This is a genomic window from Caulobacter sp. AP07 (genome assembly GCF_000281955.1).
Classification (GTDB): domain Bacteria; phylum Pseudomonadota; class Alphaproteobacteria; order Caulobacterales; family Caulobacteraceae; genus Caulobacter.
In genome coordinates this window covers 136,295-150,411 of the sequence record NZ_AKKF01000122.1, presented here as the reverse complement: position 1 = coordinate 150,411, position 14,117 = coordinate 136,295, and the positions used below count along the sequence as shown (strand labels likewise).

17 protein-coding genes are annotated in these 14,117 nt (G+C 70.8%); 5 read left to right on the top strand and 12 right to left on the bottom strand.

Features of this window, described 5'->3' with window-relative positions:
• Positions 1-41: 41 nt before the first annotated feature.
• Positions 42-503, bottom strand: a complete 462-nt coding sequence (locus PMI01_RS07185; RefSeq protein ID WP_007666199.1) for a tRNA (cytidine(34)-2'-O)-methyltransferase — start codon at positions 501-503, stop codon at positions 42-44.
• Positions 504-707: 204 nt separating this feature from the next.
• On the opposite strand from PMI01_RS07185, the gene petA reads away from it, so the two are divergent.
• Genes petA through PMI01_RS07170 form a run of 3 tightly spaced genes read left to right on the top strand, consistent with a single transcriptional unit; the run spans position 708 to position 3,459 of the window.
• Entirely contained in the window at positions 708-1,259 is a 552-nt protein-coding gene (gene petA / locus PMI01_RS07180) for a ubiquinol-cytochrome c reductase iron-sulfur subunit (protein ID WP_007666197.1), read from the top strand.
• 5 nt (positions 1,260-1,264) lie between these two features.
• On the top strand, positions 1,265-2,584 hold the full coding sequence (locus tag PMI01_RS07175; protein WP_007666195.1) for a cytochrome b: 1,320 nt from the start codon (positions 1,265-1,267) through the stop codon (positions 2,582-2,584).
• A gap of 5 nt (positions 2,585-2,589) precedes the next feature.
• Positions 2,590-3,459 (top strand): cytochrome c1, encoded by an 870-nt coding sequence (locus tag PMI01_RS07170; RefSeq protein ID WP_007666193.1) that lies wholly within the window; start codon positions 2,590-2,592, stop codon positions 3,457-3,459.
• A gap of 22 nt (positions 3,460-3,481) precedes the next feature.
• Here PMI01_RS07170 and PMI01_RS07165 read toward each other — a convergent pair whose 3' ends face one another.
• A complete protein-coding gene (locus PMI01_RS07165) occupies positions 3,482-4,264 on the bottom strand; it encodes a hypothetical protein (protein WP_007666191.1) in 783 nt (260 codons plus the stop codon).
• Between the two features lie 134 nt (positions 4,265-4,398).
• On the opposite strand from PMI01_RS07165, the gene PMI01_RS07160 reads away from it, so the two are divergent.
• On the top strand, positions 4,399-4,977 hold the full coding sequence (locus PMI01_RS07160; RefSeq protein WP_007666189.1) for a hypothetical protein: 579 nt from the start codon (positions 4,399-4,401) through the stop codon (positions 4,975-4,977).
• A gap of 105 nt (positions 4,978-5,082) precedes the next feature.
• Here the strand turns inward: PMI01_RS07160 and PMI01_RS07155 are convergent, their stop codons facing one another.
• From PMI01_RS07155 to ychF, 7 genes are all read right to left on the bottom strand, one after another.
• The gene (locus PMI01_RS07155) at positions 5,083-5,766 is read right to left on the bottom strand and encodes a hypothetical protein (RefSeq protein WP_035035140.1); all 684 of its coding nucleotides are present in this window, start codon (positions 5,764-5,766) and stop codon (positions 5,083-5,085) included.
• Positions 5,767-5,857: 91 nt separating this feature from the next.
• Positions 5,858-6,472: a peptidylprolyl isomerase gene (locus PMI01_RS07150; protein ID WP_007666185.1), complete on the bottom strand. Its 615-nt coding sequence runs from the start codon at positions 6,470-6,472 to the stop codon at positions 5,858-5,860.
• Between the two features lie 85 nt (positions 6,473-6,557).
• A complete protein-coding gene (locus PMI01_RS07145; RefSeq protein WP_007666183.1) occupies positions 6,558-7,262 on the bottom strand; it encodes a dienelactone hydrolase family protein in 705 nt (234 codons plus the stop codon).
• Positions 7,255-7,944 (bottom strand): hypothetical protein, encoded by a 690-nt coding sequence (locus PMI01_RS07140; RefSeq protein WP_007666181.1) that lies wholly within the window; start codon positions 7,942-7,944, stop codon positions 7,255-7,257. Before PMI01_RS07140 ends, PMI01_RS07145 begins: the two co-directional genes overlap by 8 nt.
• Before the next feature lie 74 nt (positions 7,945-8,018).
• Positions 8,019-8,699, bottom strand: coding sequence for a dienelactone hydrolase family protein (locus PMI01_RS07135; RefSeq protein WP_007666179.1), 681 nt, complete (start codon positions 8,697-8,699; stop codon positions 8,019-8,021).
• A 26-nt stretch (positions 8,700-8,725) separates the two neighbouring features.
• The gene (locus tag PMI01_RS07130) at positions 8,726-9,262 is read right to left on the bottom strand and encodes a L,D-transpeptidase family protein (protein ID WP_007666177.1); all 537 of its coding nucleotides are present in this window, start codon (positions 9,260-9,262) and stop codon (positions 8,726-8,728) included.
• Between the two features lie 4 nt (positions 9,263-9,266).
• Positions 9,267-10,367, bottom strand: coding sequence for a redox-regulated ATPase YchF (gene ychF, locus PMI01_RS07125; protein WP_007666175.1), 1,101 nt, complete (start codon positions 10,365-10,367; stop codon positions 9,267-9,269).
• A gap of 273 nt (positions 10,368-10,640) precedes the next feature.
• On the opposite strand from ychF, the gene PMI01_RS07120 reads away from it, so the two are divergent.
• A complete protein-coding gene (locus PMI01_RS07120; RefSeq protein ID WP_007666174.1) occupies positions 10,641-10,856 on the top strand; it encodes a hypothetical protein in 216 nt (71 codons plus the stop codon).
• A gap of 3 nt (positions 10,857-10,859) precedes the next feature.
• On the opposite strand, the gene PMI01_RS07115 is transcribed toward PMI01_RS07120, so the two are convergent.
• From PMI01_RS07115 to PMI01_RS07105, 3 genes are all read right to left on the bottom strand, one after another.
• Complete coding sequence (locus tag PMI01_RS07115) at positions 10,860-11,105, bottom strand: DUF2188 domain-containing protein (protein ID WP_007666172.1); 246 nt, start codon at positions 11,103-11,105, stop codon at positions 10,860-10,862.
• Positions 11,106-11,303: 198 nt separating this feature from the next.
• Entirely contained in the window at positions 11,304-13,385 is a 2,082-nt protein-coding gene (locus PMI01_RS07110) for a sensor histidine kinase (RefSeq protein ID WP_007666170.1), read from the bottom strand.
• Positions 13,382-14,104, bottom strand: coding sequence for a response regulator (locus tag PMI01_RS07105; RefSeq protein WP_007666169.1), 723 nt, complete (start codon positions 14,102-14,104; stop codon positions 13,382-13,384). Before PMI01_RS07105 ends, PMI01_RS07110 begins: the two co-directional genes overlap by 4 nt.
• Positions 14,105-14,117: the final 13 nt, after the last annotated feature.

The window sequence follows — 14,117 nt, the reverse complement described above, 5'->3', positions numbered from 1 at the left end:
AGGTCCCCAAACTCTCTGCCGTGAGTGCATGTCCCCGGCCGTCAGTCCCCCGGAAACCCGTCCGTCTGCCGCAGCGCCTCGCCCAGGGCCATGGCCGCCGTGGTCGCCAGGTTCATCGACCGCGCTTCCGGCCGCAAGGGAATCGTCAGCCGCGCGAAGGCGGCGTCGTGGACTTCCGGCGGCGCGCCGCGGCTCTCGTTGCCGAACAACAGGGTGTCGCCTGCCTGAAAGGTGAACTTGTGGAAGGGCGCCGTCGCCTTGGTCGTGAACAGCAGCAAACGGCCTTGCCGGCGCTCCGGCGCGGCGAGGAAGGCTTCCCACGAGGCGTGCCGCGTCATGTGAGTCAGCGGGCCGTAGTCGAGGGCCGCGCGCTTCAAGCTCTTGTCGTCCAAGGGGAAACTGCAGGGTTCGATGACGTCGAGCCCCACCCCCAGGCAGGCGCCCAATCGGATCGCGGCGCCCACGTTCTGAGGAATGCCGGGTTGAAAAAGCGCGAGCCGCATTCTAAGCGAACCACCATAGAGCCAGCAGGGGCATTTGCTGCGAATCGAAAGGGCTTGCGGACTTCGTCCGCAGGTCCGATAGGACGGTCCGCTTTTGCTACTTGTGACGAGGACCCGTTCGCGGGTCCAGACAGTATGCGCCGACAGGCGTTTCTCCAGGCCGGGCCGTCCTTGACGGCGCGGCGGCATCGAAGGGTGACTTGGGTGGCCGACACCGCCGTGGGCGCAAAAACTGATCCGGCGCAGGGGTCCGACCCCAGCCGCCGGGATTTCATCTACATCGCGACGATCGCGGTCGCCGCCGGCGGCGCGGCCTCGATCGCCTGGCCGTTCATCGACCAGATGAACCCGTCGGCCGACACGCTGGCCCTCGCCTCGATCGAGTTCGACCTGTCCAAGGTCGCGGCCGGTCAGCAGGTGACGGTGAAGTGGCGCGGCAAGCCGCTGTTCGTCCGCAACCGCACGCCGGCCGAGATCGCCGCGGCGGTCAAGGACGACCACGCGGCGCTGAAGGATCCCCAGACCGACGCCGAACGGGTCAAGCCCGGCAAGGCCAACTGGCTGGTCCTGATCGGCAGCTGCACCCACCTGGGTTGCGTCCCGACCTTCGGCGGCGGCGAGTACGGCGGCTGGTTCTGCCCGTGCCATGGCTCGGTCTACGACACCTCGGGTCGTATCCGTCAGGGCCCGGCTCCGAAGAACCTGGCGGTTCCGGAGTACGCCTTCCTTTCCGACACCAAGGTCAAGATCGGCTAAGAGAGATGAGCGGACATTCGACCTACGAACCCAAGACCGGTATCGAGCGCTGGCTCGACGCTCGTCTGCCGATCGTGCGCCTGGGCTACGACAGCTTCGTCGACTACCCCACGCCGCGGAACCTGAACTACTGGTGGACCTTCGGCGGCATCCTGTCGCTGTGCCTGGCCGCCCAGTTGATCACCGGCATCATCCTGGTGATGCACTACAACCCCGGCGCGGACCACGCCTTCGCCTCCGTCGAGCACATCATGCGCGACGTGAACTACGGCTGGCTGATCCGCTACATGCACGCCAACGGGGCGTCGATGTTCTTCATCGCCGTCTATGTGCACATGCTCCGCGGCCTCTATTACGGGTCCTACAAGGCCCCGCGCGAAGTGCTGTGGATCCTGGGCTGCGTGATCTACCTGCTGATGATGGCCACCGCCTTCATGGGCTACGTGCTGCCCTGGGGCCAGATGAGCTTCCACGGCGCGGTCGTGATCACCAACCTGTTCGGGGCCCTGCCGGTCGTCGGTCCGGCCATCACCACCTGGCTGTGGGGCGGTTTCGCCGTCGACAGCCCGACCCTGAACCGCTTCTTCTCGCTGCACTACCTGCTGCCCTTCATGATCGCCGGCGTGGTGATCCTGCACATCTGGGCCCTGCACGTGGTCGGCCAGAACAACCCGACCGGCGTCGAGCCCAAGTCGAAGGCCGACGTCCTGCCCTTCACCCCGTACGCGACGGTGAAGGACGGCTTCGCGATGAGCGTCTTCCTGATCCTCTTCGCCTGGTTCGTCTTCTTCATGCCCAACGCCCTGGGCCACGCCGACAACTACATCCCGGCCAACCCGCTGGTGACGCCGTCGCACATCGTTCCGGAATGGTACTTCCTGCCGTTCTACGCGATCCTGCGCGCCGTGCCGGACAAGCTGATGGGCGTGCTGGCCATGTTCGGCGCCATCGCCTGCCTGTTCGCCCTGCCGTGGCTGGACACCTCCAAGGTGCGCTCGATGCGCTACCGCCCGACCGCCAAGGTGCACTTCTTCATCTTCGTGGTGGCGTGCTGCATCCTGGGCCTGTGCGGCGCCAAGCTGCCGGCCGACCCGGTCATCCCCGGCCTGACGACGTTCAACGCCGGCGACGCCGACCTGAACAGCTTCGTCTGGCTGTCGCGCCTGGCCGCGCTCTACTATTTCGCTTTCTTCCTGGTGATCCTGCCGGTGCTGGGCCTGACCGAAAAGACCCTGCCGGTGCCGGACTCCATCGCCTCTCCCGCCCTGTCGCATCCGGCCACCGTTCCGGCCGAAGCGACCGCCGCGCCTGAAATGAAGGGCTGATCTCGATGCTGCGCAAACTCTCCGTCATCGCAGCGGTCGCGGGTCTCCTGACGGCCGGCGTCGCCGGACCGGCCCTGGCCAGCGGTCACCCGCTGCCGGCCAAGGAGGTCAAGTGGTCCTTCGACGGCCCGTTCGGCAAGTTCGACCAGGCCCAGCTGCAGCGCGGCTACAAGGTCTATCGCGAGGTCTGCTCGGCCTGCCACGCGATGAGCCTGGTCAGCTTCCGCAACCTCGGCGACAAGGGCGGTCCGTTCTACGACGAGAAATACTCGGCCAAGCACGGCAAGACCTCGAACGACAACCCGTACGTCAAGGCGATCGCCAAGGACTACGAGGTCGCCGATATTGACAGCGAGACCGGTGACCCGATCAAGCGTCCGGCCACCCCGGCCGACCGCTTCGTCTCGCCGTTCCCGAACGAGGCCGCGGCCCGCGCCAGCAACGGCGGGGCCCTGCCGCCGGACATGTCGCTGCTGGCCAAGGCCCGCGAGGAAGGCCCCCGCCACATCTATTCGATCGTGACGGGCTACAAGGACGCGCCGGCCGGCCTGAAGATCGGCCCCGGCCAGCACTACAACCCGTACATGCCGGGCGACCTGACCTCCTACTGGTCGGGCGACCACAAGCACGTGCCCCCGGGCGGCTTCATCGCCATGGCCCCGCCGCTCAAGGCCGGCCAGGTGACCTTCGACGACGGCACGCCGTCGACGCTGGACCAGCAGGCCAAGGACGTTTCGGCCTTCCTGATGTGGGCCGCCGAGCCGAAGATGGACGAACGCAAGCAGACCGGCTTCGCCGTGATCCTGTACCTGCTGCTGTTCTCGGGCCTGCTCTATGTCAGCTACCGCAAGGTCTGGAAGAACGAGTCCCACTGATCGGTTCGACCCGCGGAAAAGATCAGGGCCCGGCGGAAACGCCGGGCCCTTTTTCTTGCGGCGTCAGCCACAGGCGCAGCGCCTCGGGGTCGAGCCTCAGGCGGTAGGCGGCCAGCACCTCGACGCCGATCGCCCCCACCACCCCGTCCGGCAGGGCGCCCGCCACCACGGCCGGGACGTCCTGGCGCAGGACGCCGTCCAGCGACAGTCCCCGCAGGGTTCCGGCCGGCTTTTGCCGCGGCGCGTCGGCCGCCCCGCGGGCCCGGACGCCGCCCCGGGAGGCCGTGTCGAGGGCGAAGGGGCCGGAGACGCCCCTCAGGCCGTTGGAGGCCGCCGCCAGCACGGTCGGCACGCCGCCGACCATGGCGACCGCCAGGGCCCCGGGCGGCGGCTCCCCGCGCCGCTTGAGCGGTTCCAGGGTCAGGCGGCACGGCGCGAAGTCCAGGGTCACCACATAGCGGTCGAGGATATCGGCCCCGATCACCCCGGCGATCGGCGTGACGAAGCCGACGCCGCGATAGTCGAGGTCCTGGACCGCCACCGGCGCCGCCGCCGTCCGCTGGCCGGCCAGCCGCACCGGCAGGGACAGGGACGTCTCCGCGAAGCCCGCGCGCTGGGCGGCGGTTTCGTGCAGCAGGGTGTGGGGCGCCGACAGGTCCAGCACATAGTCGCCGGCCACCTCGCCGATCGCGGCGGGGACGACCACGGCGCCGTTCTCGAACCAGCAGGCGGTCTGCCCGGCCAGGGCGGGTCCGCCGCTGGCCGCCAGGAGACTCAGGGCCAGCAGGGGGACGGGGCGACGCATGGCGCGATCCTAGCCAAGGTTTCGCCGCCGGGCGACCCATCCCGGCGACGGTTTCGCAGAACGACGTTTGACTCAGAGGTCTCTGTATTGCAGAGTTATCTGAATTCAACGCCAACCTTCCGCCGAGGCATCCCATGCGTCCGTTGTCCGTGATCGCGCTCACCCTGACCCTGACCTCCTGCGCCGGTTCGGTCCTGGCCCAGAGCCCGCCGGACCCGACGGCGCGGATCGCCCAGCAGAAGGCGGCGATGAAGGCCCTGGCCTGGATGGACGGCGTCTGGCGCGGCCCGGCCGTGACCACCGGTCCCGGCGGCCGCAAGATCGAGGTCATCCAGACCGAACGCAGCGGTCCGCTGCTGGACGGCGCGGTGCACGTGGTCGAGGGGCGCAGCTACAGGGCCGACGGCTCGACCGGCTTCAACGCCCTGGGGATCATCTCCTACGATCCCGACAAGGCCGCCTACAGCATGCGCTCCTACGCCATGGGCCAGGTCGGCGACTTCCCGATGACCCTGACCCCCACGGGGGCGGTCTGGACCATCCCGGCCGGCCCGGCGACGATCCGCTACACGATCACCGCCCAGGACGGCGTCTGGCACGAGGTCGGCGAGCGCGTGGTCGAGGGCCAGCCGCCGATGGCGTTCTTCGAGATGACCCTGAAGCGGGTCGGTGACAGCCCCTGGCCGGCGGCGGGGGCGATCACGCCGAACTAGCGGGCGCGTCGTCCGGCGCCGGCATCGCGGCCGGCGCGACCACCTCCCAAGTGGCCCCGGCCTGTTCCTCGCCGCCGTCGCGCGGCGAGAGCTCGAGATCGTTGATCAGCGGGACGGCGACAGGGGAAAGACCGCGCTGGGCAGGACGATGGTCGCGTTGGCCAACTGGGTGACCTGCCCTGGGGTCAGGTCGAGGACGGTCACGCCCTTGGACGTGGAGGCGCCAGGCGCCACGGCCAGGTCGACGAGGTGCGCCAGCCACAGGCTCCGCGCCAGGTCCGCCAACAGGGCCTGGTCGTAGCCCGGCAGCACCACCAGCGCGAAATAGCTCTGCCAGATCCGGTCGATGGCCTCGCGATAGCCGGGACTGGCGAAGTATCCGGGTTCGCCGCCATGGCGCGCCAGCAGGGCGTCCAGGTCGACCTTGACCGCCTTCAGCCAGCTCGCGGGCTTGACCGCGTCGGCTTGCAGGGCGGCGGCCACCCGCGGAAAGTCGCGGACCGGTCCCGCAAGGTCGCCCAGCCGGGCGACGAACGCGCCCGCATAGGGCTCCTGGCCCTCGACGAACTTCAGCGCCTCGGCCTGGGCCTGATCCCTCCGGGATCGGGCGGCGACCAGCGCGGCGAAGAAGGCGCTCGGGGCGGCGGCCGGCGTATAGCTGACGAAGCCATAGCGAAGCGTCTCGTCCGTCACCTCGGGCCAAGGAGGCCGGTCGACATGGGGGAGGAGTTGGTCGGACGCGGGACCCTCGCCCAGCGCCGTCCAGGCCTTCGATCCCGTCTCGGTCATACGCGTCATCCCCGTCCGTGTCGGCTATACCTAGGCGGGAATTTTTCCGGAGCGCAAGGCGGGTCGGACGGGCGCGGCCGCCGTGGGCGTCTCAGGCCTGGCGCTTCATGCCGAGGATCTGGACCGGCGGGTTCAGGATCTGGCCCTTCATCACCGGGAACGGCGCCGGACCGTCCGATCGCAGGGCGAGGATCGTCTTCACCACAGCCATGCCCTCGACCACGGTCCCGAAGGCCGCGAAGCCCTGGTTGTCGCCGGGCGCGCCGGGGTGGGCGTCCAGATAGGGGGCTGGGCTGGCGCAGATGAAGAAATCCGCCGTCGCCGTGCCCGGGGCGTTGCGGGCGACCGAGATCGTCCCGGCCCGGTGCTTCAGCCCGGTCATCCGGGTGCTTTCGTGGGCGATCGGGGCGAAGCGCCGGACCCGCACGGGAGGGCCGCCCTGGATCGAGCCGGCGCCCTTGACGCCCTTGGTGCGCGAGGCGCGATAGAACGTGCCGCCGTCATATTTGCGGGCGTCGACATAGCGCAGGAAATTGGCCGAGGTGATCGGGGCCTTCTCGGACTCCAGCTCCACGACGATCGCGCCATGGTCGGTCTGGATCACCACCCGGGGCTTTCGCGCCGCCGCCCAGGCGGGAAGGGGGCTGGCCACCAGCAGCCCGGCGGCTCCCAGCAGGCTTCGACGTCCGATCTTCGCGCTGTCCATCGTCGTCCTTCTTGGCGGGCCCCGTCGGCCGGAGCGCGGACTATCGAGCCAAGCGGCGTGACGGGCAAGCGCCGGTCGATCCCGCCTAGACCTCGCCCTTCGATCCCCCCGCCCGCTGGAACAGCTGCAACGTCCGCAGCATCGCCAGCCTGGCGCTGTCGGGGTGGTGGCCGTTCGGGGCGACGAAGGCGTGGCCGGCCTCGTACAGCCAGACCGGCAGGTCGGGGTGGGCCGCGGTGATGGCCGCCACGTCGGCGGGCGGGATCAGCGGGTCGGTCTTGCCGAAATGCAGGATGGTCGGGACCTTCGGCGTGTCGTCGACATAGCGGACGATGTCGCCGCCGTAGAAGCACGACACGGCCTTCAGGCCCTCGCACCGGCCGGCCGCCAGCCAGGCCGTCGTGCCGCCGAAGCAGAAGCCCATGGCGAACACCGGGCCCCCAAGCCCGTCGGGGCCGGCCAGGGCGTCGATCGCCGCCTGGACGCGCGGCAGGGCCGCGACGCCCCAGCCGCCGGCCTCGCCCAGGGCCATGCGGGCGTCCAGCCCAGGCGGATCGACGTCGACCTCGGGGAAGGGGGTCTCGGCGTCGTCCAGCAGGCTGGGGGCGATCACCTCGTAACCCTGGTCGGCCAGGCCGTCGGACAGGGCCCGGATGTGGGGCGTGACGCCCCAGATGGCGTGCAGGATCACCAGCCCCCCGCGCCGGGCGTCGCCGGGCGTGGCGTGGTAGGCGGCAACGGGCGAGCCGTCGGCCGCCGTCAGGGTGACGCGCTCGCCCGCCTCAGCCATGCGTCTTGCCGGCGAGGGTGCAAGCCACGCCCGCCGCCTTGGCCTCGTCGCAGGTGAGCGACGAAAGGGGCGCGGCCGAGCCCGGGGCCGGCGTGTCGACGATATAGCCCGCGCCGCTCTTGCAGCGGATCTCGTAGCGCAGGATCGCCGGCTGACCGCCGCCGCCGAGGAACGTCCCGTTGCTCAGGGCGCAGCCCGGCGCGACCTTGGCCGCGATCGGCCGAAGCCCGGCCACCGGCGCAGCGTTGCCCGGCAAGGAGCAGACCATGCCCAGGGGCCACGCCTTGCCCGCCGCGAAGGCTGCGGTGTCCAGCGCCAGGCAGTCGTTGAGCTGCGGCTTGCCATCGGCGGACTTGCTGATGATCCAGCCCAAGGCGTCCTTGCAGACGATCTCGAACTCCGGGGACTTGGTCGGCCGGGTCGAAAGGGGCGCGGCGTCCACCACCTCGCACGGCGCCCGCAGGTCGGCGGCCATCTTGGCGGCGGCCTTGACCTGAAGCGGATTGCCCGACTCGCGCGGTACCAGCCGGGCGTTCGGACGCATGGCCTCATACAGCTTGATCTGGTCGTACTGCTGCATGGCCGCTCGCGCGGCGGGCGGCGGCGGCACGGTCTGCGCCAGCGCGGCCCCGCCCAGCATCGCGATCCCGGCGCTCAGGGCCAGGCCGATTATCTTCCGCATCGTGTAACCCCCCAAGGATATGGACTAGGCCGGAGGTTGCACGAAGTGGCGGCGGCAATGCAAGGCTGGGGGCGTCATCCCGCGCCGTTCGCCGCGAACAGCGCCAGGCTCCGTTCGCGGGCCAGCTTGGCGTCGTCCAGGTCGGACTCGGGCCGGCCGTCGTTGTTGAAGCCGTGGCCGCTGTTCTCGTAGATGTGGACGGGAACCTCGGGATGGGCGTCGGCCAGCTTGGCCTTCACCGCGTCGGCCGGGATGTGGCCGTCCTTGCGGCCCAGGTGAACGATGACCGGCGCGTTGAGCGGCAGGTCGGCGTTGGCGGCGATCATGCTGCCGTAATAGGCCGAACCCGCCGCCAGGCCCTTCAGCTTGCTGGCCGCCAGCCAGACCAGCGAACCGCCCAGGCAGTAGCCGACCGCGAACACCGGGCCGCGCGGGGCCAGGTCGTCGATGCAGGCCTGGATGTCCGACAGCATCTTGTCGAGGCCCACCGTCCCGACGTGGGCGACGCCGGTCTGGAAGTCCTGCGGCTCGCGGCCGCCGAGGTAGCCGGGGACGGCGCGGTCGAACAGCGACGGGGCCAGCACCTCGAAGCCCAGGGCCGCCCAGCGGGCGATGTCGGCCTGGATGTACTGGTCGAGGCCGAAGATCTCCTGCACCACCACGATCCCGCCCTTGCGCGCGCCCTGGGGCTGGGCGTGGCCGGCGGTGAAGACGAAGCCGTCGACGGCGGAGGTCAGGGTCACGGTGTCGGTCATGGGAGCGCCTTGTGCGGGTCTTGTGACTAGGGAGCGATGTGGACGGCCGCGCCGTCCCGGGTCAATCGCCAGATCTCGTCCATCTCGGGATCGGTGACGGCGATGCAGCCGTCGGTCCAGTCCTGGCCGGCGAAGAGCTTGGCGAATGCGCCGCGACCATTGGGCAGGCCATGGATCATGATGTCGCCGCCGGGTTTCACGCCGCGCCGGCGGGCCTCGGCGGCCTGGGCCGGGGTCGGGTAGCCGATGCGCAGCGACCGGTGATAGGCGCTGTTGGAATTGCGGCCGGTGATGCGGTAGTCGCCCTCGGGCGTGCGCCGGTCGCCTTCGCGGGCCTTGGGCGCCAGGCCGCCGCGCCCCAGCGAGACGCGATAGCGGGCGATGGCCCGCGACCCCGAGAACAGGGTCATCCGGTGCGCCGCCTTCTCGATGACGATGCGGTCGGCGGAGCCCGTGGCTGCTGGCGGCGATACGGCCTGGCCTTGCGTGGCCGCGGCGAACGCCAGCAGCGCCGCCGCCCCCAGGGCGGTTCCGAAGGAAGCGCGGGAGCGGCGGCGGATCACGTCGCTAGACGTTGAACCGGAAGTGCATCACGTCGCCGTCCTTGACGACATAGTCCTTGCCTTCGGCCCGCATCTTGCCGGCTTCCTTGGCGCCGTTCTCGCCGCCCAGCTTGACGAAGTCGTCGAAGGCGATGGTCTCGGCGCGGATGTAGCCCTTCTCGAAATCGGTGTGGATGACGCCGGCCGCCTGCGGGCCGGTGTCGCCGACGTGGATGGTCCAGGCGCGGGCTTCCTTGGGGCCGACCGTGAAATAGGTCTGCAGGCCCAGCAGGTTGTAGGCCTCGCGGATCAGGCGGTTGAGGCCCGGCTCGACCAGGCCCAGGGTCTCCAGGAACTCGGCGCGCTCGTCGGACGCCAGCAGGGCGATCTCGCTCTCGATCTGGGCCGAGATCACCACGGCCTTGGCGTTGTCCTGGGCGGCGCGGGCGGCGACCAGGTCGGAATAGCCGTTGCCCTTGTCGGCGCTGCCCTCGTCGACATTGCAGACATAGAGGGCCGGCAGCGCGGTCAGCAGCTGCAGCATGTGCCAGGCCTTCTCGTCGTCGGCGTCGATCTTGGCGGCGCGGGCCGGGCGGCCTTCGCGCAGCAGGGCCAGGGCGATGTTGGCCAGGCGCAGGGTGTTGGCGCTTTCCTTGTCAGCGCCGACCTTGGCGCGCTTCTCCAGGGCGGGGACGCGCTTTTCCAGGCTTTCGAGGTCGGCCAGCATCAGCTCGGTCTCGATGATGTCGAGGTCGCTGATCGGGTCGATGCGGCCCTCGACGTGGACGATGTCGCCGTCCTCGAAGCAGCGGGCCACGAAGGCCACGGCGTCGCAGTCGCGGATGTTGGCCAGGAACTGGTTGCCCAGGCCCTCGCCCTTGCTGGCGCCGCGCACCAGGCCGGCGATGTCGACGAAGGTGATCCGGGCCGGGATGATCTCCTTGGAGCCGGCGATCCTGGCCAGGGCGTCCAGGCGCGGCTCGGGCACCGCCACTTCGCCGGTGTTCGGCTCGATGGTGCAGAACGGATAGTTCGCGGCTTGCGCCGCCGCGGTTTGCGTCAGGGCGTTGAACAGGGTGGACTTGCCGACATTGGGCAGGCCGACGATGGCGACTTTAAGGGCCATGGATCTCTCGTGAATTTCGTTGGCGCGCGCTTAGCACGTATCGCGGGGGAAGTCCCCCTCCGCCCCCGATGGGGCGGACAGGCCGCGACGCGGTCAGGTGGGGGCCAGTGTCGGCGATCACGCCCACGCCCTCCGCCAGCTCCTCGACGTGGCGAGGAAAACCAACGGCGAGAATAGTTAATGGCGACGCTTGGCGCGATTTGTGCTAAGATCGCCCCATGTCGCTCGGTCGCCAATCCGGCGATCCTTCCGGCCCACGGATGGTGACGAACCATGGGGCAGACCTACACCTTTGTCGCTTCCAGCCTCGACGGTCGCGCGTCGTTCCTCGACCTGCGCGACGTCGGGAACCGAAGCGAAGCCGCCCGCTACGCCCAGGCGCTGCTGGCCGAACATCGCAGCTGTGATCGGGTCGAGATCTGGTCGACCAGCGTCCGGGTGAGCGTCGTCGAACGCGAGGCCGCCGACGCCGCGCCGGCCAGGCCTTAGGCTCTACGCCTTGTCGACCACGTGCGTCGTCGGGCGGTCGTCGCCGGCCGACAGCTCTTCATGCCATTGGCCCCGGGAGTCCTCGTAGACGATGCCCGTCTCGTCGCCGGCCACCCGCTGCTCGCCGGCCACCCGCTGGGCGGCGTGCAGGGCCGCGTCATGGGTCCTGAAGGTTTCCGAGAACACGTCGCCCAGCTTGTAGGCCCAGCCGCCGTCATGTTCGACGATGGTGTAGGTGATGTCGGTCATGGGCGAACTCCAAGGGGCGTGACCAGAGCATTTTCGAGCGAAGTGGATACCGGTTCGCGTGAAGAAAATGCGCAAAACAAAAACCTAGAGCGCCCCGGCCCGATGCCATCAGATCGGGAAGCGCTCTAGGAAACGGGTTGGAGCAAAGCACGGTTCCGGCCCGGGTGTCTTGCACAGAGGCGCCGCTTCCCAGCAGGATCATTCGGCGGCCTGCATCTCGGCGGGCGGACGCGCGCGCGCCGGACCGGGCCGGGCGACCGGCAGCCGCACCTGGACGCGGAGCCCGTCGCCCGGCAGGTCCAGGCGGATGTCGCCGCCATGGGCCCGGACGATCGACCGGGCGGTGGACAGGCCCAGGCCGACGCCCTGCTTGCTGGAGGTGCGGGCCCCGACGCTGCGATAGAACGGCGTGAACACCCGCTCCAGGTCGTCGGGCGACAGGCCCGGGCCCTGGTCGCGGATCTCGGTGACCGCCTCGTCGCCCTCGACATAGAGCCGCACCTTGGCGCTGTCGCCGTACTTGACCGCGTTGTCGACCAGGTTGGCGAACACCCGCTGCAGCCCCAGCACCGACACCTCGACCTCGGCCGGTTCGCCGGACTCCAGTTCGATTGCCGCGCCGGTGACCTCGGCCTCGTCGATCACGCATTCCAGCAGCGAGCGCAGGTCGACCCGTTGCCGGGCGCCGGCCTCGGCGTCGTCGCGCATGAAGGCCAGGACCGAGCTGATCATCGCCTCCATCTGGTCGATGTCCTGGCCGATCTCGCGCCGCAGGGCGGGCGAGGCCCGCTCCAACCGGAAGCGCATGCGGGCCAGCGGCGTGCGCAGGTCGTGCGAGATGGCCCCGATCATCGCCGTGCGGTCGGTGATGTAGCGGGTGAGGCGGGCCTGCATGGCGTTGAACGCCCGGGCGGCCCGTCCGACCTCGGCCGGGCCGTCGCTGACCATCACCGGCGAGGACGGGTCGCGGCCCAGGCGCTCGGCGGCGGCGGCGAAGCCGGCCAGCGGCGCGGCCAGGCGGCGCGCGAAGACCCAGCCCAGCGGCGCGACCACGGCCAGGGACAGGGCGAACCACATCAGCACCCGGCGCTGCCAGCTGTTGGGAAAGGCCTCGGGCTCGGGCCGCAGGGTCACCCAGCGGTCGGGACCGACCTTCAGGGCGGCCACGAAGTCGCCCTCGATGAACGGGGCCGGGGCCAGGCCGAACAGGCTGCGGGCGACGGGCGGGGCCAGGGCGCGACCGGTGACGGCGTTGTCGGGCTCGGCCGGGGCCGCGCGCGCCGCCGCCGGCGGCGGTGGCGGAAGCGTCGGCGGGGCGGTCCGCACCGGTTCGTCGGCCGGCGTCAGGCGGACCACCGGTCCGGGGCCGAGCGGGCTGAGGGTGGGCTCGCGGGCCGCCGCGTCGGCGACCGGATCGAGAACCAGGGGGGCGGGCCTGGCCGGCGCGATCACCGGCGTCGAACTGCGGAACGGCGCGTTGAACAGCGGGTCGCTGAAGCGGGCCGCGGGTTTCGTCATCACGAAGCGGGACGCGGTCGCGGGCGCGCGATCGAAGGTCCGGCCGCCGATCACCACGCCGCCGCCCGCGCCGCCGGGGACGCCGACCGGCCCGCCGAAGCCGGAGCGGACGAAGGCGCGCTGGCGCGGGCCGTCGCCGAGCGAGCGCATGGCGGACGACGGCCCGGCGAACCCTCCGGACGGGAAGGCCTGGACGCCCGATCGCGCGCTCATGCCGCCGATGACGACCCCCGGGCCGGGGCCGCCCCACCCGCCCGGCGCACCGGGGAGGCCGGCGCCGGCGTCGCGTTGCAGGATGGCGCCCGTCGGCCCCGAGGCCGGGGTCTGGGCGTAGGCCGTCGAGGTCAGCAGGGCCGCCAGGGGCGTCGGGCGGTGACCGCGCCGGCTCTCGGTGCCGGCGAAGGGCGGCGGCGCGTAGAACAGCAGGCGGACGTCGCGCCGGTCGACCTTCAGCAGGCGGGCCAGGTCGGCGCTGGCCTGTTCCGACGCCACCCAGCCCGGGCTTTGCAGGCTGGGTGGTTGCGTCTCGACGGTGCGGACCAGGGGGCGGTCGTCATCGTCGCCGTCGTCGGGGACGGCGCCGCGCAGCCCGGCGGCGATGTCGGCCAGGCTGTGCTGCGTGGCCGGGGCCGGCGGCAGCAGCACGGTGAGGATCAGGGTCACGGTCTGGGCCACCATCAGGCCGGCCAGCAGCAGGGCCAGGATCTGGAAGGCGATCGGCGGGCTCGGCCATCGGCGCAGCGGGCGGCCGACGGCGGTCACTCGACCGACACCTTGGCGTCCAGCATGTAGCCCAGGCCGCGATAGGTGCGGATCAGCTCCTGGTCCGACTGGGCCTCGATCTTGCGGCGCAGGCGGCTGATGTGCAGGTCCACCCGGCGGCCGAAGGTCTCGACCGCCTCGCCGGCGATGATGCTCATCAGCTCGTCGCGCGACACCACCGAGCGGGCGTTCTCGACCAGGACCGAAAGGATGGTGAACTCGCCCGGGGTCAGCAGCAGCAGCACGCCGTTGGGCGCGGTCAGCTGCCGGGCCGCCACATCCAGCCGGAAGCCGGCGAAGACGTGGACGGTGCTCCGGGCGCTCTTGCCGCCGCCGGTCCGGCGCCGCAGCAGGGCCTTGACCCGGGCCAGCAGTTCGCGCGGCGGGATCGGCTTGACGACATAGTCGTCGGCGCCCAGTTCCAGCCCGACGATGCGGTCCACCGGGTCGCCCAGGGCGCTGAGCAGCAGGATGGCCGGCCCGTCGGTTCCCGAGATCTGGCGGCACAGCGACAGGCCGCTCTCGCCCGGCAGGTTGACGTCCAGCACCAGCACGTCGACCGGACGGCTGTCCAGCACGGCGCGCGCCGCGGCGGCGGTGTCGGCCTCGCGCACGGCATAGCCCTGGGCGGTCAGGTAGCCGGCCATTTCCTGCCGCAGGACGTCGTCATCCTCGACCAGCAGAACGGTGGTGTTGTCGGCGAGCGCGGGCACGGTCATGGCGACGATTTAT